The following is a 25,108-nucleotide window of genomic DNA, read 5'->3' on the forward strand; positions in this document are numbered from 1 at the left end:
GTCATTGGGGGGTCACCTCGTGGAAGGTCCGGAGGCGTCGCGTCGGCTTGAGGGTTGCGAGGGTCTGCGTCGCAGTGTCTCGGTGCCGTGGTCGTTGGTCCCGGTGGTGCGTCCGCTGGTCTCGGCGGACGACGGTTCGAGAGAGCGGGCGGTTGCGGAATCGGAACCTTGATTGAATAGTTATTCAAATGAACGAGCATGCAAACGGAACGCCTGGAGCGGTTCGTGGCGGCGACGGTCGACGAGTGCTGTGGCGGTGACGTGACGGAGCGCCGTCGCGAGCTCGAGGGGTTCGCGGCGGTCGCGGAGGAGCGGACGGACTCGCGGGACGTGAACGCGCTGCGGGCGCTCGCGGACGACACGCGCTACCGGATCGTGCGGCTGCTCGCTGCGGCGGGCGAGGAGCTCTGCGTCTGCGAGTTCGCGCCGCTGCTGTCGGTGAGCGAGAGCGCGGTGAGTCACGCGCTCGGCGACCTCACGGATGCCGGACTCCTGACGCGGCGGAAAGACGGCCGGTGGCGGTACTACGGGCCGACGCCGCGGGCGCGAGCGCTCCTCGCCGCGCTCGACGAGACGCACGGGGGCGAGCGATGAGCGACGCGCTCGACGAACCGCACGAGGGGAAACGATGACAGTCGCTTCGGCCGACGACGACCGGCTCGTCGTGGGGTTCGTCTGCGTGCAGAACGCGGGCCGGAGCCAGATGGCGACCGCGTTCGCCGAGCGCGAACTCGCCGAGCGCGACCTCGAAGACGACATTCGGATCGTCACTGGCGGCACCGACCCGGCCGAGCACGTCCACGACGTCGTCGTCGACGTCATGGGAGACGTCGGGTTCGACCTCGCCGACCGCGTGCCGCGCGAGGTGACGTTCGAGGAGATCCAGGCCTGCGACTACGTGATCACGATGGGGTGTGCCGCCGAGGACGTCTGTCCGGCGTCGTGGGCGGGCGAGAACCGCGATTGGGGACTCGACGACCCCGACGACGCGACGCGCGAGGACGCGGTCGCGATCCGCGAGGAGATCGAATCGCGCGTCGCGGCGCTGTTCGACGAACTCTCGACCACGGCCTGAGCGGGTCGCGGGACGCCACGATCGGACCGAACTCGGGTGCGGGTCGCGAGCGAACCGCCACGGCTATGCGGGCGTCGCCGACAGTTCCGGTATGGACCTCGGCAAGGTCGACCGCGAGTTCCTCGACGCGCACGTCCTCGACCACCTCGGCGCTCCGCGCGAGGACGTCGCGCTCGGACCGGCCCACGGCGTCGACTTCGGCGTCGTGGACGTGGACGGAACGGCGCTCGTCGCGGCGACGGACCCGGTGTCGATCCTGCCGGCGCTCGGCTGGGAGCGCGCCGCCGAGTTCGCGCTCGGCGTGGTGCTCGCGGACGTCGCCGTGTCCGGGATTCCGCCGAGTCACCTCGCCGTCTCGTTCTCGCTGCCGCCCGAGATGACCGACGAGGCGTTCGCGGCGGTCTGGGAGACGATCGACGCGGAGTGCCGGGACCTCGGCGTGAGCGTCCTCACCGGCCACACCGCGCGCTACAGCGGGTGTTCGTTCCCGTGGGTGGGTGCGGCGACGGCGCTGGCGGTCGGCGACCACGCGGACGTCGTCCGCCCGGACGGCGCCCGTCCCGGCGACCGCATCGTCGTGACGAACGGGCCGGCGGCGGAGGCCGCTGGCCTCCTCACGACGCTCTACCCGGCGGGGTTCGACCTCGATCCGGACACCTTGGCGGCCGCGCAGTCCCGCCTGGAGGACGCTTCGTGCGTCCGCGAGGCGCTCCGGGTCGCCGCGGCGGCGGACGTACACGCGATGCACGACGCGACCGAGGGCGGCCTCGCCGGCGCGCTGAACGAGGTCGCGGCCGGTGCGGGCGTCCGCATCGACGTCGACGGCGAGCGCGTGCCGTACATGGACGGCGTCCGCGCCGCCTGTCGCGCACTCGACGTGGACCCGTGGGCGTGCACGTCCTCGGGGACGCTCGTCGTCGCCGTCCCGCCCGAGGCCGTCGACGACGCGCTCGACGCCCTGCACGCGGAAGGAGCGACCGTGGCCGAGGTCGGTTGCGTCTCCGAGGGCGCTGGCGTCTACCTCGACGGCGAGCGCCTCGAGCACCCCGACGTCGACCCGTCGTGGGCGGCGTACGAGCGGCTCGCGACCGAGCACGGCGACGACTGACTGCGTCTTTCGAGCGACCACGCGGACAGTGGGGCGCCACCGCGAACCAGTAATGACTTGGTGGTACGACTCGGTGGTTAATGCATGCGCAAGGCCGCTCCAGTCAGTCGTCCGGTCGCGCTCACGGTCGCGGGCAGCGACGCCGGCGGCGGTGCAGGCGTCCAGGCGGATCTCCAGACGTTCGCCGGCCACGACGTCCACGGCACGAGCGTCGTCACGGCCGTGACCGCCCAGCACACGCGCGGCGTCGAGTCGACGCACGTCCTCCCGCCCGGCGAGGTCGCCGCGCAGATCGACGCCGTCGCCGACGACTTCGCCGTCGGCGCGGTCAAGACCGGGATGCTCGCCACCGTCGACGTCGTCGAGACCGTCCACGACCACGTCCGGCAGGTCGACGCACCGCTCGTCGTCGACCCGGTCATGGTCGCGACGAGCGGCGACCGACTCCTCGACCGCGACGCCGAACGCGCGTACGACGACCTGCTCGCCGACGCCACGGTCGCGACGCCGAACGCCGACGAAGCCGCCGTCCTCGCCGACGTCGACGTCGAATCGGTCTCGGACGCGCGAGACGCAGCCCTCGCGATCCGCGACCGCGGCGTCGACCACGTCCTCGTCACCGGCGGCCACCTCGAAGACGACGACGCCGTCACCGACGTCCTCGCCACCGAAGACTCGGTTCGCACGTTCACGCACGACCGCATCCGGGACGCGGCCACGCACGGTTCCGGGTGCACGCTCTCGGCCGCCATCGCCGCCACTCTCGCTCGCGAGGCTGGGAACGACGACCGAAGAAACGACGCCACCGGCCGATCCGTCGCCAGCGACGTCGTCGTCGACGCCGTCGCGGACGCCACCACCGTCCTCGAACGCGCCGTCCGCTACCACCACGACGTCGGGCAGGGGCCCGGTGCCGTCCAGCACCTCGTCGACGCCCGTACCGACGCCGCGCTCCCCGCCGTCGCCCGCGACGTCGAACGCGTCGTCGCGCACGTCGAGACCGCGACCGCACCCGTCGACGCCCTGATCCCGGAGGTCGGCACGAACGTCGTCGGCGCACCCGCGCACGCCGAGACCGTCGCCGAGACCGTCGCCGTCGACGGCCGCCTCGCGACCACCTACGCCGGCGTGCGCGCCACCGGCGGCGTCCGCCCCGGCGCATCCAGTCACGTCGCGCGGTTCCTACTCGCCGCACGCGAACACCACCCCGAACTCCGGTACGCCGCGAACTGCCGGTACGACGACGCCGTCGCCGACGCACTCGACGCACTCGAGTGGCCCGTCGCCGCCTACGACCGCGCCGACGAACCCGACGACGCCCCCGGAACGATGGACTGGGGCACCGACCGCGCGTACCGCCACGCGGACCTGCGACCCGTCGCGGTCGTCGACCGCGGCGCTCACGGCAAGGAACCGATGACGAAACTCGCGACCGAGACCGCCGACGAACTCGCGAACCGACTCGACGCACTCGCGACCGAACTCGCGAACGGCGACCAGTAAGTGTCAGATCCCGAGCGATGCGAGGACGAACGTCGTCACGACCAGACAGAACCCGAGGGTCACCGCCATCAATAGCGCGATCTCCATCCCGACCTTGAAGAGGAGCGCGACCGCCGGCGTCACCACGAGCGCCACCAGAAAGTACGAGAGCGCGCGAATCACCCGGTTCCGGTCGTGGTCGTCCCCACCGCGAGCCATACCCCGAACACCCGACGGCACTCGGGTTAACTCTTGTCCCCGCGGCGGTCGACGCGACCAGCCTCCCGACGTGGCCGAATGTCCCGGTCGGCGGGCCCGACCGACAGCGCGACGGCGAACGGAGCGATTATACGGCCGCGGGCGTCACGAACGTGTATGCCAGCGGCGACGGGAATCGTCGGCGAGTTCCTCGCGCTCAAGGAGGCGACCGACGCCGACGTGCTCGCGATGCAAGTGGGTGACTTCTACGAGTTCTTCGGCGACGACGCCGAACTCGTCGCCGACGAACTCGACCTGAAGACCAGCGAGAAGTCCAGCCAGGGCGGGTCGTACCCGATGGCGGGCGTCCCCATCGACGACCTCACGCCGTACCTCAAGGCGCTCGTCGAACGCGGCTACCGGGTCGCCGTCGCGGACCAGCACGACGGCGCGGACGGCCCGGAACGCGACATCGCCAGGGTCGTCACGCCGGGGACGCTCCTCGAGACGACCGACGCGGACGCACGATTCCTCGCCGCCGTCGTCGACGACGGCGACGCGTACGGCCTCGCGTTCGCGGACGTCACCACCGGCCAGTTCGTCGTCACCAGTACCGACGACGTCGACGCCGCACTCTCGGAAGTGTACCGGTTCGATCCAGCGGAGGTCCTCCCCGGCCCCGGCGTCCGCGACGACGACGTCGTCGAGCGCGTCCGCGACCACACCGACGCACGACTCACGCTCCACGACGACGAGGCGTTCGCGCCCGGACGGGCCACGCACGCCGCTCGCGACCACTTCGGCGCGGAGACGTTCGAGAGCGTCGGCGCGACCGACGCCGCCGTCCGCGCGGCCGGCGCCATCCTCGCGTACGTCGACGCGACCGACGCCGGCGTGCTCGCCTCCATGACGCGAGTGCGGACGCTCGCCGACGACGACCGCGTCACGCTCGACGCCACCACGCAGCGCAACCTCGAACTCACCGAGACCATGCAGGGCGGCGCGGAGGGCTCGCTGCTCGCGACGCTCGACCACACCGTCACGAGCGCCGGCCGACGCCGCCTCGCCGCGTGGCTCCAGCGACCACGCCGCGACGTCGACGCGCTCCGCGACCGCCAGAACGCAGTGGAGGCGCTCGCGAGCGCCGCACTCGCCCGCGACGCCCTCCGCGAACTGCTCGGCGACGCCTACGACCTCGAACGGCTCGCGTCGAAGGCGACTAGCCAGAGCGCGACCCCCCGCGACCTCGCCAGGGTTCGCGACACGCTCGCACTCGTCGCGGTCGTCCACGACCGCATCGTCGACGACCCGACGCTCGCCGACAGCCCGCTCGCCACCGTCCTCGACGCCGACACGCGCGAGCGCGCCGCCACCCTCGAAGGGGAACTCGACGCCGCACTCGTCGCCGACCCGCCACAGACCACGACGCAGGGCGGGATCTTCGCCCCCGGCTACGACGACGACATCGACGACGTCCGCGACCGTCACGACGCCGCCCGCGAGTACTTCGACACGCTCGAACAGTCCGTGAAGCGCGAGACCGGCCTCACGCACGTCACCGTCGACCGGAACAGGACCGACGGCTGGTACGTGCAGGTCGGCCGGAGCGAAGCCGACCGGATGCCCGAGCGCTTCCGGGAGGTGAAGACCCTGAAGAACTCGCGGCGGTTCGTCACGGACGAACTCGAGGAACGCGAGCGCGACCTCGTCCAGCTCGAGGACCGCCGGAGCGATCTGGAACGCGAGCGCTTCCAGGCGCTCCGCGAGACGGTCGCCGAGCACGCCGCCTTGCTCCAGGACGTCGGGCGAGCGTTCGCGTACGTCGACGCCCTCGCGTCGTTCGCCGAGCACGCGGTCGCGAACGACTGGACGCGACCGGAATTGACGACCGACGACGTCCTCGACGTCGACGCGGGCCGACACCCGGTCGTCGAGCAGACGACGGAGTTCGTGCCGAACGACCTCGCACTCGACGCCGACCGGCGGTTCGCGGTCGTCACCGGCCCGAACATGAGCGGGAAGTCGACGTACATGCGCCAGACGGCACTGATCGTGTTGCTCGCGCAGGTCGGGAGCTTCGTGCCCGCGGACGCTGCCAGGGTCGGCGTCGTGGACGGCGTGTTCACGCGCGTCGGGGCGCTCGACGAGCTCGCGCAGGGCCGGTCGACGTTCATGGTGGAGATGACCGAGCTCGCGAACATCCTCCACACGGCGACGGCGGACTCGCTCGTCGTCCTCGACGAGGTCGGTCGCGGCACCGCGACGTACGACGGGATCAGCATCGCGTGGGCGGCGACGGAGTACCTCCACAACGAGGTGCGCGCGAAGACGCTGTTTGCGACGCACTACCACGAGTTGACGACGCTCGCGGACCACCTCGAACGCGTGGTGAACGTGCACGTGGCGGCGGACGAGCGCGACGGCGACGTGACGTTCCTCCGCACCGTCCGCGAGGGGCCGACCGACCGCTCCTATGGCGTGCACGTCGCGGACCTGGCGGGGGTTCCGGAGCCGGTCGTGGAGCGCTCTCGCGAGGTTCTCGATCGGTTGCGGGAGGATGAGGCGATCGAGGCGCGTGGTGGGAGCGGTGGCGACGGGACGCGCCAGGTGGTGTTCGACCTGGAGAGCGGCGAACTTCGACCGGGTGGTGCCGCCGCGAACGCGGCGGCGTCCGGGTCGCGCGAGGGGAGCGCGCCGCAGTCCGATGAGGGTGCGAGCGGAGCGGCCGCCGACGATGCGATGGGAGCGGCTGCCGACGGTGCCGGCGGTGCCGATAGTGCTGGTCGCGGGTCGAACGCGTCGGTGGACGGCGGCGCTGGTGGTGCTGACGAGGGGCTGTCGCGGGCGGAGCGCGAGGTGCTCGCGGAACTGGCGGACGTGGACGTTGCCGAGACGACGCCGGTCGAGGTGCTGTCTCGCGTGCAGGCGTGGCAGGAGCGACTCGAAGAGCAGTAGTCGCAACTCGCTGTCGGGGAGGGGGCGTGCGGGCGACCGGTGGCTGCTGGGGGTGTTCGGTGCGCGTCGGGTTGTCGCGCGAGCCCGTGTGGGCGTCGAGGGTCGCGTTCGCTTCCCTCGATGGGTGGTGTCGACGCGCGGTGGCTGTCAGGGCACGCCGGCGGTGGCCGCGGTCCCGTACTTGAATCTACGGGCCGTAAACGGTCGTTCGGTTCAGGGGTTTTATCGTACCTGAGTGGGTTATGGTGTGGTATGGACTGGCGGGACGCGGAGACGGAGTACGAGGACGAGGTCGTCGGGGAGACGAATCTCGCGCGAATGTTCGAGGACAGTGCCCAGCGGAACGCGAACCGTCCGGCGCAGATGTACAAGGGGGGCGTGTACGACCGCGCGATGACGCGGTCGGTGCTCCCCGGCGCACCCGACGGCGAGTATCGCGCGATCAGCTACGAGGACATGCGGACGATCGTCGCGCACCTCGCGACCGGGTTCCGCGAACTCGGCGTGGAGCCGAACGACCGCGTCGGCATCTTCTCGCACACGCGAATGGAGTGGGCGCAGTGCGACTTCGCGCTCCTCTCGGCGGGGGCGGTCGTGACGACCGTGTACGCGGGGTCCTCGAAGCGGCAGGTCCGGTATTTGCTATCGGACCCGGACGCGACGGCGGTCGTCGTGGAGAACGAGGACATGCTGGCGCGCGTGCTCGCCGTCGAGGACGACCTCGACCTGGACGTCATCGTGTCGATGAGTGCGCTCGAGGAGCGCCGACATCAGCGCCGCGAGGACGTCTACACGCTCGACGAGGTGCACGACCTCGGGTCGAATCACTTCGACGAGGACGCGTACCTGGAGTGGGTGGACGACCGCGACCTCGACGACCTGGCGAGTCTCATCTACACGTCCGGGACGACCGGGCAGCCGAAGGGCGTCCAGTTGACTCACGAGAACTTCCGGTCGAACGTCAACCAGATCCGGAAGCGGTTCGGGCCGCGGCCCGACCGCGGGGACATGCCGAGCATCGACGTGGACACGCGAGCGGTGTCGTACCTGCCGCTCGCGCACGTCTTCGAGCGACTGGCGGGGCACTTCCTGCTGTTCGCGTCTGGGGCGTGCGTGGCGTACGCGGAGAATCCCGACACGCTCCAGGAGGACTTCTCGCTCGTGTCGCCGACGACGGCGACGAGCGTGCCGCGCGTCTACGAGAAGATCTACGACGCGATCCGCGAGCAGGCGACGGAGTCGTCCGTGAAGGAACGCATCTTCGAGTGGGCGACGGACGTCGGCGTCGAGTACCACACGACCGACGACCCGGGGGTGGTGTTGCGTGCGAAGGCGAGGGTCGCGGACCGCTTGGTGTTCCAGCAGGTTCGGGACGCGCTCGGTGGGAACATCGACTTCTTCATCTCGGGTGGTGGGAGTCTCTCCGCGGAACTGTGCGCGCTCTATCACGGCATGGGGCTCCCGATCCTGGAGGGGTACGGGTTGACGGAGACGTCGCCGGTGCTGACGGTGAATCCGCCGGAGGAACCGAAGATCGGCACGATCGGCTACCCGCTTCCGGGCGTGGAGTTGCAGGTCGACGAGGACGTGGTCGAACAGGAACCGTTCGCGGACGACCCGGGGGCGGTCGGCGAGTTGCTCGCTCGCGGCCGGAACGTGACCGAGGGGTACTGGAACAAGCCCGACGAGACGGCGGCGGCGTTCACGCCGGCGGACGACGGCGGCGACGACTGGTTCCGCACGGGTGACGTCGTGCACATGCGCGAGGACGGGTACGTGGAGTTCCGGGAGCGCTCGAAGCAGATCCTCGTGTTGTCGACGGGGAAGAACGTGGCGCCGGCGCCGATCGAGGACGCGTTCGCGTCGTCGAAGGTCGTCGAGCAGTGCATGGTCGTCGGCGACGGCGAGAAGTTCGTCGGGGCGCTGTTGGTCCCGAACTTCGAGCACGTTCGGTTGCTGGCTGCCGACGAGGGCGTCTCGCTGCCCGAGGACGACGAGGCAGCGGCGTCGCACGAGTTCGTCCGCGACGTCCTCGAGGCGGAGGTCGACCGCGTGAACTCGGACTTCGAGTCCTACGAGAAGATCAAGCGGTTCCGCGTCGTCCCCGAGGAGTTCACGGAGGAGAACGAACTGCTGACGCCGACGATGAAGAAGAAGCGCCGGGACATCCTCGACCGGTACGCGGACGAAGTGGCGTCGATGTACGCCGAAGACTGACGAGGACGTCTCGGGATGGATCGTCGGGTTCCCTGTCTGGTTTGAGTGTTCCGGCCGTCGACGCCCGCGGGCGGTTTCTTCCGAATCGTGCGGCGTGGTAACGAGGGGGTTGATTTAAGCGGTCGGGGATAGTTCTACGGACGAACATGAGTTGGGTGGAGGCAGAGCGAGAGTTCACGGACGAGGTCGTGGGATCGAACACGCTCGCTGAGATGTTCGAGGACGCCGCGGACCGGCATACAGAGAGACCGGCACAGCGGTACAAGGGCGGCGTGTACGATCGGTCGCTGGCGTCGACGGACGCCATCGACCCCGCGCCGGACGGCGAGTACGGGTCACTCACGTACGGGGAGATGCGGGAGACGGTCAGGTACCTCGCCGCGGGCTTCCGGGCGCTCGGCGTCACGGACGGCCAGCGCGTCGGGCTGTTCGCGGACACGCGCATGGAGTGGGCGCAGTGCGACTTCTCCCTGCTCGCCGCCGGCGGCGTGGTCTCGACCGTCTACAAGTCCTCGTCGCCCGCGCAAGTCCAGTACTTGCTGAGCGACCCGGGCGCCACCGGCGTGGTCGTCGAGAACCGGGAACTCCTCGAGCGCGTCCTCGAGGTATCGGACTCGCTCGACGTCCGGTTCGTCGTGTCCATGGACGCGCTCCCGGACGAGTACGACGACCGCGAGGGCGTGTACTCGCTCGCGGACGTCTACGAGCAGGGCCGAGAGCGCTTCGAGGAGCACGAGTACCGGTCGTGGCTCGACGACCGCGACCCCGAGGACCTCGCGAGCCTCGTGTACACGTCCGGGACGACCGGGCAACCGAAGGGCGTGAAGCTCACACACCGGAACTTCCGTGCGAACGTCAACCAGACGTATCGACGGTACGGGCCGCGTCCGGACAAGGGAGACGACCTGCCCGTCGTCGACCACGAGACTCAGACCGTCTCGTACCTGCCGCTCGCGCACGTCTTCGAGCGACTCACCGGGCACTTCCTCCAGTTCGGTGCCGGGGCGTGCGTGGCGTACGCCGAGAGCGTCGACACGCTCAAGGAGGACTTCCAGACCGTCGAACCGACGACGGCGACGAGCGTCCCGCGCGTCTACGAGAAGATCTACGACGCGATCCGCGAGCAAGCCCAGGAGTCCGGGTTCAAGGAACGGATCTTCAACTGGGCGACGGACGTGTCCCGCGAGTACTATCGCGCCGACCGCCCGAGTGGCGTCCTCCGCGCGAAGTACTGGCTCGCGGACAAGCTCGTGTTCAGTGACGTCCGGGACGCGCTCGGTGGGAACATCAACTACCTCATCTCGGGCGGCGGGACGCTCAGCGAGGAGCTGTGCACGCTCTATCACGGTATGGGACTCCCGATCTACGAGGGGTACGGGCTGACGGAGGCGGCGCCGGTCGTCACTGCGAACCCACCAGAGGAGGTGAAGATCGGGACGATCGGCGTCCCGCTGTCGGGCGTCGAGACGAAGATCGACACGAGCGTCGTTCCGGAGGACCAGACCGTCGACGCGCTCGGCGACCTCGGGGAACTCCTCGTGAAGGGCGCGAACGTCACGGACGGCTACTGGAACAAGCCCGCGGAGACCGAGGAGGCGTTCACGGACGACGGCTACTTCCGAACCGGCGACGTCGTCCAGCAGCGGCCGGACGACTACATGGTGTTCCGGGAGCGCTCGAAGCAGATCCTCGTGCTGTCGACGGGGAAGAACGTGGCGCCAGCGCCGCTCGAGGACGCGTTCGCGTCCAGCCAGATCGTCGAGCAGGTGATGGTTATGGGTGACGGCGAGAAGTTCGTCAGCGCGCTCGTCGTTCCGAACTTCGAGTTCCTCCGGCAGGCGGCCGAGCGCGAGGACGTGGACGTCCCCGAGGACCCGTCGGAGATGGTCGAACACGACCGGATCGTCGAGGTGGTTCAGGAGGCGGTCGACGACGTGAACGAGCGCTTCGAGCCACACGAGCAGATCAAGGAGATCCAGCTGGTCACCGAGGAGTTCACGGAGGCAAACGACATGTTGACGCCGACGATGAAGAAGAAGCGCCGGACGATCCTGGAGCGCTACGACGACCTCGTCGCGGAGATCTACGCGGAGTCCGACCAGCGGTCACCGGCCGCGGCGGACGACTGACGACTCCGCTGGGGCGGGAGCGACGACGTCTCGCTGACCGTCCACCGCAAACGACCGGTTTATGCCCGACGCGCCAGTGGTACTTGGATACATGCTCGGGTTCGAGAGCGCCCAGGTGCTCGCTACGGGTGGCGAGGGTCTCGACCTGTTGACGTTCGTCGCGCTCATCGTGGCGCTCGGTGTCGGATCGCAACTCCTCGGCGCTCGCTTCCGGGTTCCGAGCGTGCTCTTCCTCATCGCGGCCGGCATCGCCGTCGGTCCGGCGACCGGGCTCATCACGCTCGAGACGCTTGGGGGCGCCGGCCCGCTCTCGACCATCGTCGGGCTCGCGGTCGCCATCATCGTCTTCGAGGGCGCATTCCACCTGAAGATATCGAAGCTCAAGGAGGCCCAGGGGGCGGCGCTCAGACTCGTCACGATCGGCGCCGCCATCGCCCTCGTCGGCACCGCCGTCGCCGTCCACTACCTGCTGGGTGCGGGCTGGCGCATCTCCTTCCTCGTCGGAGCGCTCCTCGTGGCGACGGGCCCGACCGTCGTCACCCCCATCCTCGAGGTCGTCCCGGTTCGCGACCGCGTCGCAGCCGCCCTCGAGACCGAAGGCATCGTGAACGACGTCACCGCCGCCATCGTCGCCGTCGTCATCTTCAAGTCGATACGCATCACCACGCCGGACGTCGCCGACTACGCCCGGCTGTTCGCCGAACGCCTCGGGACGGGCATCGTCGTCGGCCTCGCCGTCGCCGCGGTCGTCTACTACATCATGCAGTACGTGGACGTGTCGCCGGACAACGCCCCCCAGAACGCGCGCTTGCTCACGCTCGCCGGCGCCATCGTCGCGTTCGCGATCGCGAACCAGCTGTTCACGGAAGCGGGGGTCGCGGCGGCCGCGACGGCCGGCCTCGTCCTCGGGAACGCGGACCTCCCCTACGAGCGGCAGATAGAGGAGTTCAAGGGCGACGTGACGCTGCTCGTGCTCTCGTTCGTCTTCATCGCGCTCGCCGCACTCCTCGAGTTCGAGCAACTCCTGGCGCTTGGCTGGGAGGGACTCGCCGTCGTCGTCATCGTCGCGCTCGTCCTCCGCCCGCTGCTCGTGTTCCTGTCCACGACCGGCGGTCGGTTGACGTTCGACGAACGGATGTTCGTCAGTCTCGTCGGCCCCCGCGGGATCATTCCGGCTTCCGTCGCGACGCTGTTCGCGCTCGAACTGTCCAACCCGGAACTGGAGATCTACGATCCGGCCGCCGCCAACGTCCTCGTCGGCACCGTCTTCCTCGTCATCCTCGTCACCGTCGTCTTCGAGGGTGGCCTCGCCAGACAGATCGCCGAATACCTAGATGTGATACCAATGCGCGTAATCGTCGTCGGAGGCGGCAAGGTGGGTCGTGCACTCGCCGAACGCCTCGAAGACCGTGGAGAGAACGTCGTCCTCGTCGAAGACGACGAAGTAGTCGTCGAACGGGCTCGCGACGCCGGCTTCACCGTCCACGATGGCGACGGGACGAGCACGGACGTCCTGCGGGACGCGGGCGCGGAGAACGCGAAGATCGTCGTCGCTGCGACCGGCGACGACGACGCGAACCTCCTCGTGGCACAGCTGGCCAAGAGCAAGTTCGACGTCGAGACGGTGCTCGCTCGCGCGAACCAGCCCGACAACGTCGAGGCGTTCGAGGACGTCGGCGTTCGCACGATCTCCTCGACGATGGCGACCGCGTGGGCGCTCGACAACCAGATCGAGCGGCCGGCGCTCGCGGACTGGATGACGCACATCGGCGACAACGGCGACGTCCAGGAGGTCGAAGTGACGAGCGATCACCTCGCGGGTCGAACGATCCGCGAGGTCGGCCCGGAGCTCCCGGACGGCTGCATCATCGCGCTCGTCGAACGCGACGGACAGGCGGAGGTGCCGGCCGCGGAGTTCACGCTCCAGCGCGGCGACTCCATCACGCTCCTCGGGCGGCGCGAGGGCGTCCGCGAGGCGATGGCGTTCTGCCACCCGGAGGACTGACGTCGAGGCGTCCGCGGCCCAACCGACGACCGACGACTGACGACCGACGATCGTCGTCGGTGGCCGCTTGCGGATGCGCACGCGGCCGTGGCTCGCGTGTCGGCGACCGAACCGTTCTTCCGAGTGGCCGGCGTACGGGACTGCCGTGAGTGACCGCGTCGGGTGGTGGTCGTGACCAACGCCTTCGAGGAGTGGCGTCGCGACCTCGAAGCCGCCGGCGAGTTGACGCCGGACGTCGTCGGCCGCATCGTCGACGTGCACGGGGACCGCGGGCAGCGCGCCATCGAAGCGGTGAGCGAGGGTCGCGTGAAGGAGTACCGGGACTTCACGGTCGTCGTCGGGCACCGCGCGGAGTACGTCGTCGAGGGCGACGGCTGCACGTGCAAGGACGCGGAGTACAACCTCGACCCCGAGGACCCGACCGAGCACTGCTGGCACGTGCTCGCGGCGGTCGTCGCGGACGCCATCGACGCGACCGAGTACCACGACATGTGGTACTCGGAGGTCCGAGAGTTCCTGTAGCGTCGTGGTTCCTGTAACGTCGTGAACTATCACGCGCGGAGCGCTCCTCTACGGTCGCGAACGGCCACGTGACTGGGGTTTTCGTGGTGTTGCGAGCGAACCTTTACGTAGCGGCGTCCGCAACAAGGGGGGTATGTCGGTCGGCATCGAGCGCGAGGCGGAGGCCGTGATCCGGGTGTTGCACGCGGAGGACGACGGCCAGTTCGCGTCGCTCGCCGGCCAGTTCATGGAACGCGAGGGGCCGCTGTCCGTGACGCACGTCGCCGACGCCCAGACTGCACTGGAGCGTCTCGAGGAGGCGTCGTTCGAGTGCATCGTCAGCGACTACGACATGCCGGGGATAAACGGCCTGGCGTTTCTCGACGCGGTCCGCGAACGGCACCCCGACCTGCCGTTCGTTCTGTTCACGGGAAAAGGGAGCGAGGAGGTCGCGAGCGACGCGATCTCGAAGGGCGTCACGGACTACCTCCAGAAGGAGACGGGGACCGAACAGTACGCGGTGCTCGCGAACCGCATCCAGAACGCCGTCGACGGGTATCGCGCCGAACGCGAACTGGAGCGTCGCGTCGACCAGCTCCGGGAGAGCGAGCGGCGGTTCCGGACGCTCGTCTCGAACCTCCCGGGGATGGTGTACCGCTGCGAGAACGAGCGCGGATGGCCGATGTCGTTCGTGAGCGACGGCGCCGAGGCGCTGACCGGGTACGCGGCCGCGGAACTGGAGTCCGACGCGGTGAACTGGGGCGCGGAGGTGCTCGTGGAGGACGAACGCGACGGACTGTGGGAGACCGTGCAGGTCGCGCTCGACGACCGCGAGCCGTTCCAGGTCGAGTACGAGATCCAGACGAGCGACGGCGAGTCGAAGTGGGTGTGGGAGCGCGGCCGGGGCGTGTTCGAGGACGACGACCTAGTGGCGCTCGAGGGCGTCATCACGGACGTGACCGACGAGCGCGCGCTCCGCGAGGACTTGCGTCGGGAGCGAGACCTCACTCGCCAGCTCCTGGAGACGAGCCCGGTCGGGATCATGGTGAACGAGCTCGACGGCACGTACCGGCTGGTGAACGACCGGGCGGCGGAGATCCTGGGGACGACGCGCGAGCGCATCCTCGACCGGACGTACGACGACGACGAGTGGGCGCTCCAGACGACCGACGGCGACGCGCTCCCGTCGTCAGAGACGGCGTTCGAGCGATTGAAGGCGAAAGCAGAGGGGTCCTCGCCCGACGACGACGTGTTCGTGCGCGATCTCCCGCATTCGGTGGTCCGCGGCGACGGCGAACGTCGCCTGCTATCGGTGAACGGCGCGCCGCTGTACGACGACGACGGCGACCTCGACTTGCTCGTGTTCACCATCCAGGTCGTCGACGAGTGACCGCGGCGGTGCGACGCCTGCAGACCGCTCGCCGCCGTATGACCGGCGTATCCAGGCGGAGCAGGCCGAGTGCCTGGGGGCTCGACCCCGGGGCGGTTCACGCCGGGTCGACGAAGGCGGGGAGGGCGACAGCGCCGCTCGTGGCGACCACGGCGACGGTGAACGCGAGCACGGGCGTCGCGCCGAACGCGAGGATGGGGGTCGCGGCGACGGCGGCGATACCGACGGCCACGAGCGCGCGCTTCGCGGTCGCGGCGGAGGGCGTCCAGGGGTCCTCGGGGAGGTCGACGCTCGCCCACATCAGGCCGACGCCGGCGACGACGCCCGCCGCGGCGACGACCTCGACGGACCCCGGGAGGACGGCGACCGACAGGAGGACGCCGACGGTCCCGACCGCGAGCGAGCCCTTCGGCGCGCCCAGCCAGCCGTCCGCGAGTCGCGCCGCGGCGACGACGCCCGCGGCGAGTGCGATGCCGCCGGCGACGTCCGCGAGGTAGTGGACGCCGAGGAACACTCGCGACCCGCCGACGAGCGCGACGAGGACCGCGGCGACCGCCAGCCACCGCCGGCGGTCGGCGGCGTCCAACGCCGCACCGCCGAACACGGCCGCTGCAATGGTCGTGTGCCCGCTCGGGAACCCGGACTCGTCGGTGTCCAGCAGGTCGCGGTAGATCTCGTCGAACGGCGCGGGCACCGCCGACAGGGGTGCGCGCAGCTCCGCCGGCGGTCGCGCGAGCGCGAACTCGTGCTTGAGCGCGAGCATGAGCGCGAACGCGGTCGCGACGACGACCGCGAGCCGCATCCCGTCCCCGCGGTCCCGGAACCAGTACCGGCCGAGGACGACCGCGACGACCACGGGCGCCTCCGCGAGCGTCGTCGCCAGGAGGACGACGGGGAGCGCCCACGGCGGGACGACCCCGGTGAGGAACTCCGCGACGCCGAGACTTCGACTCACGACCGCCAGTCGCCGACGACGTCCCGCAGGCGCCCCGGGACCGACAGCAGGTTGAATCCGATTCCGGCGAGCACCATCAGGACGTACAGGCCGAGCGTCGACAGCCAGATGACGACCATCGCGAAGATCGCCCAGCCGCCCGAGAGGTACGGCGTGTAGAACGCGCCGAGGGTCATCGCGGTGCCGTAGAGGAGGACGAGGTACGGCCCCCAGCCGCGGGCCTTCCCGCGGCGGACGCGCCGGCGCACGTACCGCTTCAGGTCCCCCTCGACGTCGTCGCGGTGGAGCGTCCGGGATTCGACGTCGTCCTCGAACGACTCGAGTTCCGCGCGGAGCTCCTCGATCTCTTCGCGGAGCGCCGCCGCGTCGCGGTCGTCGTCGTCCCCGCCGATCGTCTCCTTGCCGCCGTCGCCGCCGTCGCCGTCGTCGCCGCTGGGAGCACCCGCACTGCTGTCGTCACCGTCGCCGCCTGGAGCGCTGTCGCTGTCGCCCTCGTCGCCGTCACCGTCGCCGGGTGCGCTCGCGCCGCCGTCGTCGACTGTGCTGGTGGCGCGCGCGCCGGTCGTGGCGTCCGCGTCGCCGGTCGAGTCGACGACGTCCCGGCTCTCGTCCTCGCCGTCGGCGGCGTCCTCGGACTCGTCGCGGTCGTCGACCATTCTTGAGTCAGACTGTCGACGGCCCGCATTTTGAAGGTGCCGGTCGACCGCACTCGCGACGTCAGATTCGACGTCCGGGACCGTCTGGCCGGCGAGGGTCGCGTTCAGGGCCGCGCCGACGAGCAAGCAGAGGGCGCCGACGTACAGCCACGTCACGACGACGAGCGCGGCGCCGAGGACGCCCCAGAGCGCGAAACTGGCGGCGTTCGAGACGTACAGCTGGAACAGCGTGGAGAGCGCGGTCCAGCCGCTCGCGGCGAACAGCGCTCCGGGCAGCGCCTCGCGGTAGGAGACGTCGACGCCCGGGAAGAGGTAGTACAGCGGGTAGAACGCCGCGGTCAGGAGGAACACCTCGACGACCACCCCGAGGCGTTCGAGGAACGGCACCTCGAAGAGCGTGAGGACGGCGACGAACGCGACGCTCGCGGTGATCGCGACGCCGACCGCGCCGAGCGCGACGGCGCCGTCGACGACCGCGTCGAGAAAGCCCTCCTCGGCCGGTTCGCCGTACACGATCGAGAACGCGGTGTCCAGCGCGCGGAACACCTTCAGGGAACTCCAGAGGAGCGCGACGAGCCCGACGAGCGTCGCGGATCCACGGCCGGTCGTCGTCGTCAGCGTCGACAGGAGGACGTCCTGGCTCGCGGGCGTCAGCGTCTGCCCGAGGAAGGAGACGAGGTCGCGCGCGAACGCCTCCCCGCCGACGACGCTCGCCACGACTGCCGTCAACAGCAGCAGCGGGACGACGGAGGCGAACGCGTAGTACGCGATGGCGGCGGCGAGGAACGTGATCTGCTCGGTACGGGCGAGCGAAACCGTCGCCCGACCGACGCCGACGCCCCGCCGGATGCGTGAAACCTCGAACACGTCCCACCGTTCGACGACGACGGTTAAAATGGTCCGCCCGACGCGACCGGGTTCGTGCCGCTCGACGGGACGGAACCGGTTCGCTCGGTCAGGGCGCGAGGTCGCTGGTGGCGTCGCGCATCGCGTCGATGCTCGCGGTGGTCTTGAACGTCGTGCCGCCGTAGTGCGCGGGCGAGGCGTCGTGGCCCTCGTCGCGGATGGCGTCTAGAAATGCGTCCATGGCGCTCGCGCCGATCCCCCACTGCTTGCAGAGGCGATGCTGGTCGTAGTGACTGGGCTCGTCGAGTTCGCCCTCGAGCGTGGTGCAGAGTTCGCGGGCGTCCTCGGCGGTCCCCATGTCGTCGGTGACGCGCTCGCGGACGGTCGCGGCGAACTCGCGGTCGACGTACGCGTCGAGCCAGAGCGGGCCGGCCGCGGAGATACGGGCGCTCTCGCAGCGCGGGCACGTCTCGGGCGGGTGCGCGATCAGGCCGCGGTCGGCGTCGCGGTAGAGGCAGTCCTCGCAGTGATAGAGGTGCCCTTGAGCGTCCTGAACGCTCTGGTTCGACGCGGTCGCGCTGTGCGAGCAGTCGAGGTACGTGCGGACGTAGTGACTGGTGGCGTGCGTGAAGATCGGGTCGACGCCGACGTCGAACCGGCCGGCGGTCCGCGCGAGCGCACCGAGGAGTATCCGGAGGCCCATCTCGGCGTGGAAGTCCGTGTTCCGCGGGGTCGCGCTATAGGAGCGGACGCCCGAGTCGAAGTGCGCGCCACAGAGCGGCGCGGTGTCGGTCGCGGTGATGCAGACGAGGTCCCGGGTGTTCGCGAACGCCGCGTCCGCGAACGGCATCGGCGACCCGAACGGGTCTATGTCGACGACGTCGACGTACTCGTCCCACAGCAGCGCGTTCACGTCGCGTTCGACGACGCGCCCGTCGAGGTCGTTCCGCTCGAGGTTCGCCCGGGCCAGCTCGACGGCGTCCGGGTCGACGTCCGCGCACGTCACGTCCCACCCCTGCGCGGCGGCGCGCGCGCCGCGGACGCCGGTCGCGGTCATCGCGTCCAGGTACGTCTCCGCGCGGTCCTCGCGCTCGCGGTACGCGTCCAGCACGGCGACCGTCAGGTCGCGGTTCAGCTCCTGAACGGCGTTGAAGAACACCGCGTCGCCCTTCCCCTCGCCGTCCTGTTCGGGGACCTCGATCGTCACCGCGCCCTCCGTGACCTCCATACAGCGAGCGTCGCCATCGACGGGCAAAAGGAACGCGGAACTGGCCGCACGAGCATCCGGCGACCGCTCGGTCGCCGGTTCGGTCTACGCGCGTCTACGCGGTCTCCCGGAGTCGGGACGCTCTTGGCCCCGCCCCGCGTCGACCCGAGCATGAACGTGGACGCGGTCGTGCTGGACGTGGACGGCGTGCTGGTGGACGTCGCGGATTCGTACCGGCGCGCGATCGTCGAGAGCATCGAGACGGTGTACGGGCGGACGATCAGGAGGGCGGACATTCAGTCGTTCAAGGACGCCGGTGGGTTCAACAACGACTGGGAACTCACGGACGCTGCCGCGCTGTTCGTGCTGGCGAAGGGCGAGGGGTTCGCGCTCTCGATGGACGACTACACCGACCGTATCGCCGAGGAAGGCGGCGGCGTCGACGCGGCCGAGCGAGTCGTATGCGCGGAACTGGGCGGAAACGCGACCGAGCGCGTGCGCCGCGAGTGGAACCGCGAGCGCTTGCGAGACGTCTTCCAGCAGCTCTACCTCGGCGCGGACCTCTACCGCGGCATCGAGGACGCGGAACCGGACCCCGACCTGGCTGGTGACGGGTTCATCCACGACGAACCCGTCATCGTCGCGCCGGAGACCGTCGACGCCCTCACGAGGCGGTTCGACGTCGGCGTCGTCACCGGCCGGCCGGCCGCGGAGGCCGAGATCGCCCTGGAGCGGGCGGGCCTCGACGTCCCCCTCGAGCACCGGTTCACGATGGACGACTGGGAGGAGGGCAAACCCCATCCCTACGCGCTCACGACGCTCGCCGAGCGCTTCGCCGCGGACTCGGTTGCGTTCGTCGGTGACACCCTCGACGACGTCCGCACCGCGGTGAACGCCGCCGACGCGGACCCGAGCCGCGAGTACCCCGGCATCGGCGTCCTCACGGGCGGCCTCACCGGCGACGACGGCCGCCGCAAGTACGAGGACGCGGGCGCGAGCGCTGTACTCGACTCCGTGAACGACCTTCCCGAGTTCCTCGACTAGACGTCCCCTCGCGTCGTCTTCGGTCTCGAACTCGCGTCGTCCGCCGACTCGCGCCGTCTTGGCCCGTGTTACTCGACGGCAAGGAACTGCAAGCCGGTCGCTTACCTCTCCGTTCCCGCAGTATCAGTTCGTGCGAACGGCCGCCAGCCGACCGCCTCTCCAGACCCATGACAGACGACGCCCCCGACGACGACGCATCCGACGACGGAGTCGAACAGGAATCGACCGACAGTACCGACGCCGAACGGCACGACGCGCGCGCCGACGGCGGGGACGACGTCGACGAGAACAGTAAGCGCGAGCAGCTAGACGAGGCGAGCGAGCTCCCCGACGACGAGTACCTGACGACCGACCAGGGCGTCCGCGTCGACGACACGGACAACTCGCTCACCGCCGGGGCGCGCGGGCCGACGCTGATGGAGGACTTCCACTTCCGGGAGAAGATGACGCAGTTCGACCACGAGAGCATCCCGGAGCGAGTCGTTCACGCCCGTGGTACCGGCGCGCACGGCTACTTCGAGCCGTACGACGACCCCGACCTCGGAGAATACGACGACGTTTCGGACCTGACGAAGGCGTCGTTCCTCCAGGACGCCGACCAGCGGACGCCCGTGTTCGTGCGGTTCTCCACCGTCGTCGGCTCCCGGGGGTCCGCGGACACCGTCCGGGACGTCCGCGGGTTCGCGACGAAGTTCTACACCGAGGACGGGAACTACGACCTCGTCGCGAACAACATGCCGCCGTTCTTCATTCAGGACGCGATGAAGTTCCCCGACCTCGTCCACGCCATCAAGCCCGAGCCCGACGACGAGATCCCGCAGGCGTCGGCCGCCCACGACACGTTCTGGGACTTCGCGTCCCTCCAGCCCGAGACCACGCACATGCTGATGTGGGTGCTCTCGGATCGCGCGCTCCCCCGCTACTTCCGCACGATGGAGGGCTTCGGCGTGCACACGTTCCGGCTGGTGAACGACGCCGGCGAGTCGCGCTTCGTGAAGTTCCACTGGCGGCCGAAGTACGGCACGCACTCGCTGGTGTGGGACGAGACCCAGAAGCTCGCCGGGAAGGACCCGGACTTCAACCGCCGGAACCTCTACAGCGCCATCGACGGCGGCGACTACCCCGAGTTCGAACTCGGCGTGCAGATCGTCGAGGAGGACGACGCCGACCGGTTCGACTTCGACCTGCTCGACCCGACGAAGCTCGTCCCCGAGGAGGAGGTGCCGGTTCGGCCCATCGGGCGGATGGTCCTGAACGAGAAGCCGGACAACTTCTTCGCGGAGACCGAGCAGGTCGCGTTCCACCCCGGCAACGTCGTCCCCGGCATCGACTTCACGAACGACCCGCTCCTGCAGGGCCGACTGTTCTCGTACCAGGACACCCAGCTCAATCGCTTCAACGGCGCGAACTGGGACGAACTCCCCATCAACCGGCCGCTCGCTGAAGTCCACAACAACCAGCGCGCCGGGTTCATGCGGCGGACGATCAACGGCGGGAAGGGGTCGTACTCGCCGAACTCGATCGCGGACGGCGAGCCGACGGAAGCCACCGAGGAGGAGGGCGCGTACGTCCACCACGCCGAGAAGGTGGAGGGGAAGAAGATACGCGAGCGCAGCGAGAGCTTCCAGGACCACTTCTCGCAAGCGCGCTTGTTCTGGAACAGCATGAGCGAGGCGGAGAAGCAGCACATCGTGAACGCGACGCACTTCGAACTCGGGAAGGTCGAACGAAAGGAGGTCCGGGAGCGCGTCGTCTACGACCTCTTCAACAACGTCTCCCACGACCTCGCCGTCCGTGCCGCGGAGGGGATCGGGATCGAGCCGCCCGCGGAGCCCGGCGACGAGATCGCGGACCACGACCGGGAGTCGCCCGCGCTCAGCCAGGAGAACACGACGATGGACACCATCGAGACGCGTCGCGTCGCGGTCCTCGTCGACGACGGGTTCGACGACGACCAGGTATCGGACGTGATGGACGACCTCGAGGAGCGCGGAGCGACGGTCGAGGTCGTCTCGAAGATGCTCGGAGAGCGGTCCGGCGCGGACGGAACGACAGTGGAGGCGGACAAGAGCCACGTGACGTCGGCGTCCATCATGTACGACGCGGTGTTCGTGCCGGGCGGCCGAGAGAGCGTCGACGCGCTCGAAGAGCAAGGCGACGCGAGGCACTTCGTGGCGGAGGCGTTCAAGCACAAGAAGCCCATCGCCGCGCTCGGCGACGGCGTCGAACTGCTCGAGGCCGTCGACCTGCCGGACGTCGACCTCTCGGGGGACGGCGACGACGTGGTCGCGGAGCAGGGCGTCGTCACGGACGCCGCCGCGGACGACGTGGACGCGTTCGTCGACGCGTTCGCGGACGCCATCGCCGAGCACCGGCACTGGGACCGCACCGACGAGACCGTCTCCGCGTAGCCGCCGTCGCTCCCCGCAGTCGCGCTCGTCGTTCGTTCCGCAGTCGCGCTCGTCGTTCGTTCCGTGTTCGAAAGACGCGGCCGACCGCCCGCCCGACGCCAGCGCGTCCGCGTCTCGACGTGACCGTCCGGCCCGGAGCGTGACGGTAGGACGACAAGATTTACGCCGGTTCCGCCGGCAGCGTCGCGCATGCAGTCCGCCTCTTCGGTCGCCCCGGTCTCGGCCGTCGACCGCGCGCTCGGCGCGCTCGTCACGTTCGCGGGCGGTGCCGTCGTCGGGTTCGTGCTCGCGCTCCTCCTCGCTCCGAACCCCACCGAGAGCGCGCTCGTCGTCCCGCTCGCCACCGCCGTCCTCGCCGGAACGGCTGCGGCCGGCGCGCTCGTGTACGCCGGCGGCTACGACCGCATCCTGATCCCCGTCGAGGGCCGTCGCTGGACCGTCGAGCTCGCGTTCGCGCTCGCCGTCGTCGCCGGCGCGTTCGCGCTCGCCGACGTCGCCGACGTCGTCTCGGACGTCCTCGTCGTCGGTATCGTCGCCCTGTCGCTCCTCGGCACGCGCCGAATCGGCGACGCCGTCGCCGACGCCCGCGGCTGGTACGACCGCGACGACTACTACCGCGAGAACGAGCGCTGACGGTAGCGCATTCCCCGAGGAGAACGGTCCCGACGGGAAGATTGATGACGCGTCCTCGTGGACTCGTCCGTGTGTCCTTCGCGTCCGACGACGCCCCGGTCCCGCTCGTCGACCGCGTCCTCGGAGCGGCCCTCACGTTCCTCGCGACCAGCGCACTCGGGACGTTCGGGGCCGTAATATTCGCCACCGACCTCGTCGCGCCGACCGACGCCGACGCGCTCCTCGCGGGCGCGACCGTCGGCGTCCTCGCAACCGTCCTGCTCGTCCCCGCAGACGGCTACGCACGCATCCTCGTCCCCGTCGAGGGCCGGCGCTGGACCGTCGAACTCGGCGTCGCCGCACTCGCGCTCGCGACCGCGAACGCGCTCGTCGAACTCGCGCCCGCGTTGACCGTCGTCTGGGTCGCGCTCGCACTCGCCGTCGCGTACTACGGGACCGTCTACGTCGGCGAGCGCGTCGCGGACGCCTTCGAGTGGTACGACCGCGACGCCTACGCCTGGCGGACGCCCGCTCGGTCCTCGGCGTCGGACGACCGCTAAACTGCAGGGGTCGGCCTCGCCCCGGTATCGCGACGACTCGCCCCCCGGTATCGCGACGACTCGCCCCCGCTCGCTGACGGGCGTATAGAGACCGGCGTGTTCCAAACGCTTAATCGGCCTCCTGCCTCACGTGAGAGCATGCGAATCGCACTACTCGGCGGTACCGGCGACATCGGGCAGGGACTCGCGCTCCGCTGGGCGTACGACACCGACCACGAGGTCCTCATTGGCTCCCGGGACCCGGAGAAGGCGCGGACGAAGGCCGAGGAGTACGAGACGGAACTCTCGTCGCGCGGCCGGGACTGCACCGTGAATGGCTTCGAGAACGCGATGGCCGCGGACCGCGCGGACGTCGTCGTCCTCGCCGTCCCACCGTACCACGTCGGTGACACCGTCGACGCCGTCGCCGACCGCCTCGACGACGACACCGTCCTCGTCTCGCCCGCCGTCGGCATGAAGGGCGACGAGGACGGCATGCACTATCACCCGCCGAGCGCCGGGAGCGTCACCGCGCTCGCCGCGCGCGCCGCCCCCGACGACGTCAGCGTCATCGGCGCGTTCCACAACCTCAGCGCCGACCGCCTCGCGAACCTCGACGTCGAACTCGACCTCGACACCCTCCTCGTCGGCGACGACCCCGACGCAAAGGATACCGTCGAGCGACTCGCCGACGCCATCGAAGGCCTCCGCCCGCTCGACGCCGGCCCCATCGCGAACGCCAGCGAAGTCGAATCCATCACGCCACTCGTCATCAACATCGCCCGCCACAACGACGGCATGCACGACGTGGGCGTGCGCTTCCAGTAGCAGTCGGTTCGCACGACGTGGGCGTGCGCTTCCAGTAGCAGTCGGTTCGCACGACGTGGGCGTGCGCTTCCAGTAGCAGTCGGTTCGCACGACGTGGGCGTACGCTTCCAGTAGCAGTCGGTTCGCACGACGTGGGCGTGCGCTTCCAGTAGCAGTCAGTTCGAAAACGAGAGTTCTCGCGTACGAGACGGATGCGTTCTCGCGAAGCAGTCGCTCGTCGGTCGAGCGAGAGCGATTCGAGAAGGCTCGACTCCGTCAGGCGCCGGCCTGTTCGAGCGCGTCCTCCAGGTCCTCGCGCTGGGTGACGCCGACGAAGCGCTCGACGATGCCGTCGTCGTTCTCGACGACGAGCGTCGGCAGCGACCGAACCTGGTACTCGTTGGCGACGTCCTGCTCCTCGTCGACGTTCACCTTCTCCACCTGGAACCGGCCCTCCCAGTCCTCCTCGAGCTCGTCGAGGATCGGGTCCTGGGTCTTGCAGGGGCCACACCAGTCCGCGTAGAAGTCCTTGAGCGTAACCGTCATGCTGTCTACCTGAAGTTGCCCATCGGTCGGGTTAAGGGTTTGGTTGACGGGCATCGATGCCGCTCAGCCGCCCCCCGCGACCGCCGTCGGCGAAGGGTAGCGCCATCTCCGATTCGCGCCGACTACGCGCGCCCGCCGCGAAGTCGGGCGTTCGCCGGAGCGAGGTCGGGCGTTCGCCGGAGCGAGCGCGGAGGTCGAAAGGTTTAGTGACCGGCGGCGCAGAGTGTCGCGCATGAGCAGTGGTGAAAACTCCGGCGGCCTGATGTCCAGTGCGGGCCTCGTCCGGTACTTCGACGCCGAGGACAGCAACGCAATCCGCATCGACCCGCGCACCGTCGTCGCCATCGGCATCGTCTTCGGCGCGCTGGTGTTCGTCCTCGCCGCCTCGTTCTAGAGCGGCCCACGGCGTCGCCGCGACCCGTTCG

At 69.8% G+C, this 25,108-nt stretch carries 21 protein-coding genes; 16 read left to right on the forward strand and 5 right to left on the reverse strand.

The window, feature by feature from the left end:
- Positions 1-198: 198 nt before the first annotated feature.
- The 4 genes from G9C85_RS09825 to thiD all read left to right on the forward strand — a co-directional run bounded on the left by G9C85_RS09825 (position 199) and on the right by thiD (position 3,686).
- Positions 199-594, forward strand: coding sequence for a metalloregulator ArsR/SmtB family transcription factor (locus G9C85_RS09825; protein ID WP_166039447.1), 396 nt, complete (start codon positions 199-201; stop codon positions 592-594).
- Between the two features lie 34 nt (positions 595-628).
- On the forward strand, positions 629-1,075 hold the full coding sequence (locus tag G9C85_RS09830; protein ID WP_166039449.1) for a low molecular weight phosphatase family protein: 447 nt from the start codon (positions 629-631) through the stop codon (positions 1,073-1,075).
- 91 nt (positions 1,076-1,166) lie between these two features.
- Positions 1,167-2,183, forward strand: coding sequence for an AIR synthase family protein (locus tag G9C85_RS09835; RefSeq protein ID WP_166039451.1), 1,017 nt, complete (start codon positions 1,167-1,169; stop codon positions 2,181-2,183).
- Positions 2,184-2,267: 84 nt separating this feature from the next.
- Entirely contained in the window at positions 2,268-3,686 is a 1,419-nt protein-coding gene (gene thiD / locus G9C85_RS09840) for a bifunctional hydroxymethylpyrimidine kinase/phosphomethylpyrimidine kinase (RefSeq protein ID WP_166039453.1), read from the forward strand.
- Between the two features lie 3 nt (positions 3,687-3,689).
- Here thiD and G9C85_RS09845 read toward each other — a convergent pair whose 3' ends face one another.
- Positions 3,690-3,884 carry a hypothetical protein gene (locus G9C85_RS09845; RefSeq protein WP_166039455.1) on the reverse strand — a complete coding sequence of 65 codons (195 nt, stop codon included), beginning with the start codon at positions 3,882-3,884 and terminating at the stop codon, positions 3,690-3,692.
- Positions 3,885-4,040: 156 nt separating this feature from the next.
- Here G9C85_RS09845 and mutS point away from each other — a divergent pair, with 156 nt between their 5' ends.
- The 6 genes from mutS (at position 4,041) to G9C85_RS09875 (ending at position 15,060) form a co-directional block, all read left to right on the forward strand.
- Positions 4,041-6,818 carry a DNA mismatch repair protein MutS gene (gene mutS / locus G9C85_RS09850; RefSeq protein ID WP_166039457.1) on the forward strand — a complete coding sequence of 926 codons (2,778 nt, stop codon included), beginning with the start codon at positions 4,041-4,043 and terminating at the stop codon, positions 6,816-6,818.
- Positions 6,819-7,070: 252 nt separating this feature from the next.
- A complete protein-coding gene (locus G9C85_RS09855; RefSeq protein WP_166039459.1) occupies positions 7,071-9,035 on the forward strand; it encodes a long-chain fatty acid--CoA ligase in 1,965 nt (654 codons plus the stop codon).
- A 146-nt stretch (positions 9,036-9,181) separates the two neighbouring features.
- Positions 9,182-11,164: a long-chain fatty acid--CoA ligase gene (locus tag G9C85_RS09860; protein WP_166039461.1), complete on the forward strand. Its 1,983-nt coding sequence runs from the start codon at positions 9,182-9,184 to the stop codon at positions 11,162-11,164.
- A 91-nt stretch (positions 11,165-11,255) separates the two neighbouring features.
- Positions 11,256-13,169: a cation:proton antiporter gene (locus G9C85_RS09865; protein WP_166039463.1), complete on the forward strand. Its 1,914-nt coding sequence runs from the start codon at positions 11,256-11,258 to the stop codon at positions 13,167-13,169.
- A gap of 171 nt (positions 13,170-13,340) precedes the next feature.
- Positions 13,341-13,691 carry a hypothetical protein gene (locus G9C85_RS09870; RefSeq protein ID WP_166039465.1) on the forward strand — a complete coding sequence of 117 codons (351 nt, stop codon included), beginning with the start codon at positions 13,341-13,343 and terminating at the stop codon, positions 13,689-13,691.
- Positions 13,692-13,824: 133 nt separating this feature from the next.
- Entirely contained in the window at positions 13,825-15,060 is a 1,236-nt protein-coding gene (locus G9C85_RS09875) for a PAS domain S-box protein (RefSeq protein WP_166039467.1), read from the forward strand.
- Positions 15,061-15,157: 97 nt separating this feature from the next.
- On the opposite strand, the gene G9C85_RS09880 is transcribed toward G9C85_RS09875, so the two are convergent.
- The 3 genes from G9C85_RS09880 to G9C85_RS09890 form a co-directional block, all read right to left on the reverse strand.
- The gene (locus tag G9C85_RS09880) at positions 15,158-16,015 is read right to left on the reverse strand and encodes a phosphatase PAP2 family protein (RefSeq protein ID WP_166039469.1); all 858 of its coding nucleotides are present in this window, start codon (positions 16,013-16,015) and stop codon (positions 15,158-15,160) included.
- Complete coding sequence (locus G9C85_RS09885; protein WP_205254342.1) at positions 16,012-17,538, reverse strand: YihY/virulence factor BrkB family protein; 1,527 nt, start codon at positions 17,536-17,538, stop codon at positions 16,012-16,014. Before G9C85_RS09885 ends, G9C85_RS09880 begins: the two co-directional genes overlap by 4 nt.
- Positions 17,539-17,626: 88 nt before the next feature.
- Complete coding sequence (locus tag G9C85_RS09890; RefSeq protein WP_166039471.1) at positions 17,627-18,745, reverse strand: tRNA (guanine(26)-N(2))-dimethyltransferase; 1,119 nt, start codon at positions 18,743-18,745, stop codon at positions 17,627-17,629.
- A gap of 150 nt (positions 18,746-18,895) precedes the next feature.
- Here G9C85_RS09890 and G9C85_RS09895 point away from each other — a divergent pair, with 150 nt between their 5' ends.
- From G9C85_RS09895 to npdG, 5 genes are all read left to right on the forward strand, one after another.
- Positions 18,896-19,768, forward strand: a complete 873-nt coding sequence (locus G9C85_RS09895; RefSeq protein ID WP_166039473.1) for a TIGR01548 family HAD-type hydrolase — start codon at positions 18,896-18,898, stop codon at positions 19,766-19,768.
- A gap of 167 nt (positions 19,769-19,935) precedes the next feature.
- A complete protein-coding gene (locus G9C85_RS09900) occupies positions 19,936-22,179 on the forward strand; it encodes a catalase (RefSeq protein ID WP_166039475.1) in 2,244 nt (747 codons plus the stop codon).
- Positions 22,180-22,368: 189 nt separating this feature from the next.
- A complete protein-coding gene (locus G9C85_RS09905) occupies positions 22,369-22,812 on the forward strand; it encodes a hypothetical protein (RefSeq protein ID WP_166039477.1) in 444 nt (147 codons plus the stop codon).
- 71 nt (positions 22,813-22,883) lie between these two features.
- Complete coding sequence (locus G9C85_RS09910) at positions 22,884-23,351, forward strand: hypothetical protein (protein WP_166039479.1); 468 nt, start codon at positions 22,884-22,886, stop codon at positions 23,349-23,351.
- Positions 23,352-23,489: 138 nt separating this feature from the next.
- Positions 23,490-24,158, forward strand: coding sequence for an NADPH-dependent F420 reductase (gene npdG, locus G9C85_RS09915; RefSeq protein ID WP_166039481.1), 669 nt, complete (start codon positions 23,490-23,492; stop codon positions 24,156-24,158).
- A 255-nt stretch (positions 24,159-24,413) separates the two neighbouring features.
- Here npdG and G9C85_RS09920 read toward each other — a convergent pair whose 3' ends face one another.
- Entirely contained in the window at positions 24,414-24,683 is a 270-nt protein-coding gene (locus G9C85_RS09920) for a co-chaperone YbbN (RefSeq protein WP_166039483.1), read from the reverse strand.
- Positions 24,684-24,915: 232 nt separating this feature from the next.
- On the opposite strand from G9C85_RS09920, the gene G9C85_RS09925 reads away from it, so the two are divergent.
- Positions 24,916-25,077, forward strand: a complete 162-nt coding sequence (locus tag G9C85_RS09925; protein WP_166039485.1) for a preprotein translocase subunit Sec61beta — start codon at positions 24,916-24,918, stop codon at positions 25,075-25,077.
- Positions 25,078-25,108 lie beyond the last annotated feature (31 nt).

It is taken from the genome of Halorubellus sp. JP-L1, from assembly GCF_011440375.1.
Lineage (GTDB): Archaea > Halobacteriota > Halobacteria > Halobacteriales > Natrialbaceae > Halorubellus.

Coding starts and splice junctions, on each gene's coding strand:
- G9C85_RS09925 (WP_166039485.1), top strand. CDS start 24,916: ATGAGCAGTGGTGAAAACTCCGGCGGCCTGATGTCCAGTGCGGGCCTC.
- thiD (WP_166039453.1), top strand. CDS start 2,268: ATGCGCAAGGCCGCTCCAGTCAGTCGTCCGGTCGCGCTCACGGTCGCG.
- mutS (WP_166039457.1), top strand. CDS start 4,041: ATGCCAGCGGCGACGGGAATCGTCGGCGAGTTCCTCGCGCTCAAGGAG.
- G9C85_RS09905 (WP_166039477.1), top strand. CDS start 22,369: ATGCAGTCCGCCTCTTCGGTCGCCCCGGTCTCGGCCGTCGACCGCGCG.
- G9C85_RS09865 (WP_166039463.1), top strand. CDS start 11,256: ATGCTCGGGTTCGAGAGCGCCCAGGTGCTCGCTACGGGTGGCGAGGGT.
- G9C85_RS09890 (WP_166039471.1), bottom strand. CDS start 18,745: ATGGAGGTCACGGAGGGCGCGGTGACGATCGAGGTCCCCGAACAGGAC.
- G9C85_RS09900 (WP_166039475.1), top strand. CDS start 19,936: ATGACAGACGACGCCCCCGACGACGACGCATCCGACGACGGAGTCGAA.
- G9C85_RS09830 (WP_166039449.1), top strand. CDS start 629: ATGACAGTCGCTTCGGCCGACGACGACCGGCTCGTCGTGGGGTTCGTC.
- G9C85_RS09920 (WP_166039483.1), bottom strand. CDS start 24,683: ATGACGGTTACGCTCAAGGACTTCTACGCGGACTGGTGTGGCCCCTGC.
- G9C85_RS09845 (WP_166039455.1), bottom strand. CDS start 3,884: ATGGCTCGCGGTGGGGACGACCACGACCGGAACCGGGTGATTCGCGCG.
- G9C85_RS09835 (WP_166039451.1), top strand. CDS start 1,167: ATGGACCTCGGCAAGGTCGACCGCGAGTTCCTCGACGCGCACGTCCTC.
- G9C85_RS09895 (WP_166039473.1), top strand. CDS start 18,896: ATGAACGTGGACGCGGTCGTGCTGGACGTGGACGGCGTGCTGGTGGAC.
- G9C85_RS09825 (WP_166039447.1), top strand. CDS start 199: ATGCAAACGGAACGCCTGGAGCGGTTCGTGGCGGCGACGGTCGACGAG.
- G9C85_RS09875 (WP_166039467.1), top strand. CDS start 13,825: ATGTCGGTCGGCATCGAGCGCGAGGCGGAGGCCGTGATCCGGGTGTTG.
- G9C85_RS09855 (WP_166039459.1), top strand. CDS start 7,071: ATGGACTGGCGGGACGCGGAGACGGAGTACGAGGACGAGGTCGTCGGG.
- npdG (WP_166039481.1), top strand. CDS start 23,490: ATGCGAATCGCACTACTCGGCGGTACCGGCGACATCGGGCAGGGACTC.
- G9C85_RS09860 (WP_166039461.1), top strand. CDS start 9,182: ATGAGTTGGGTGGAGGCAGAGCGAGAGTTCACGGACGAGGTCGTGGGA.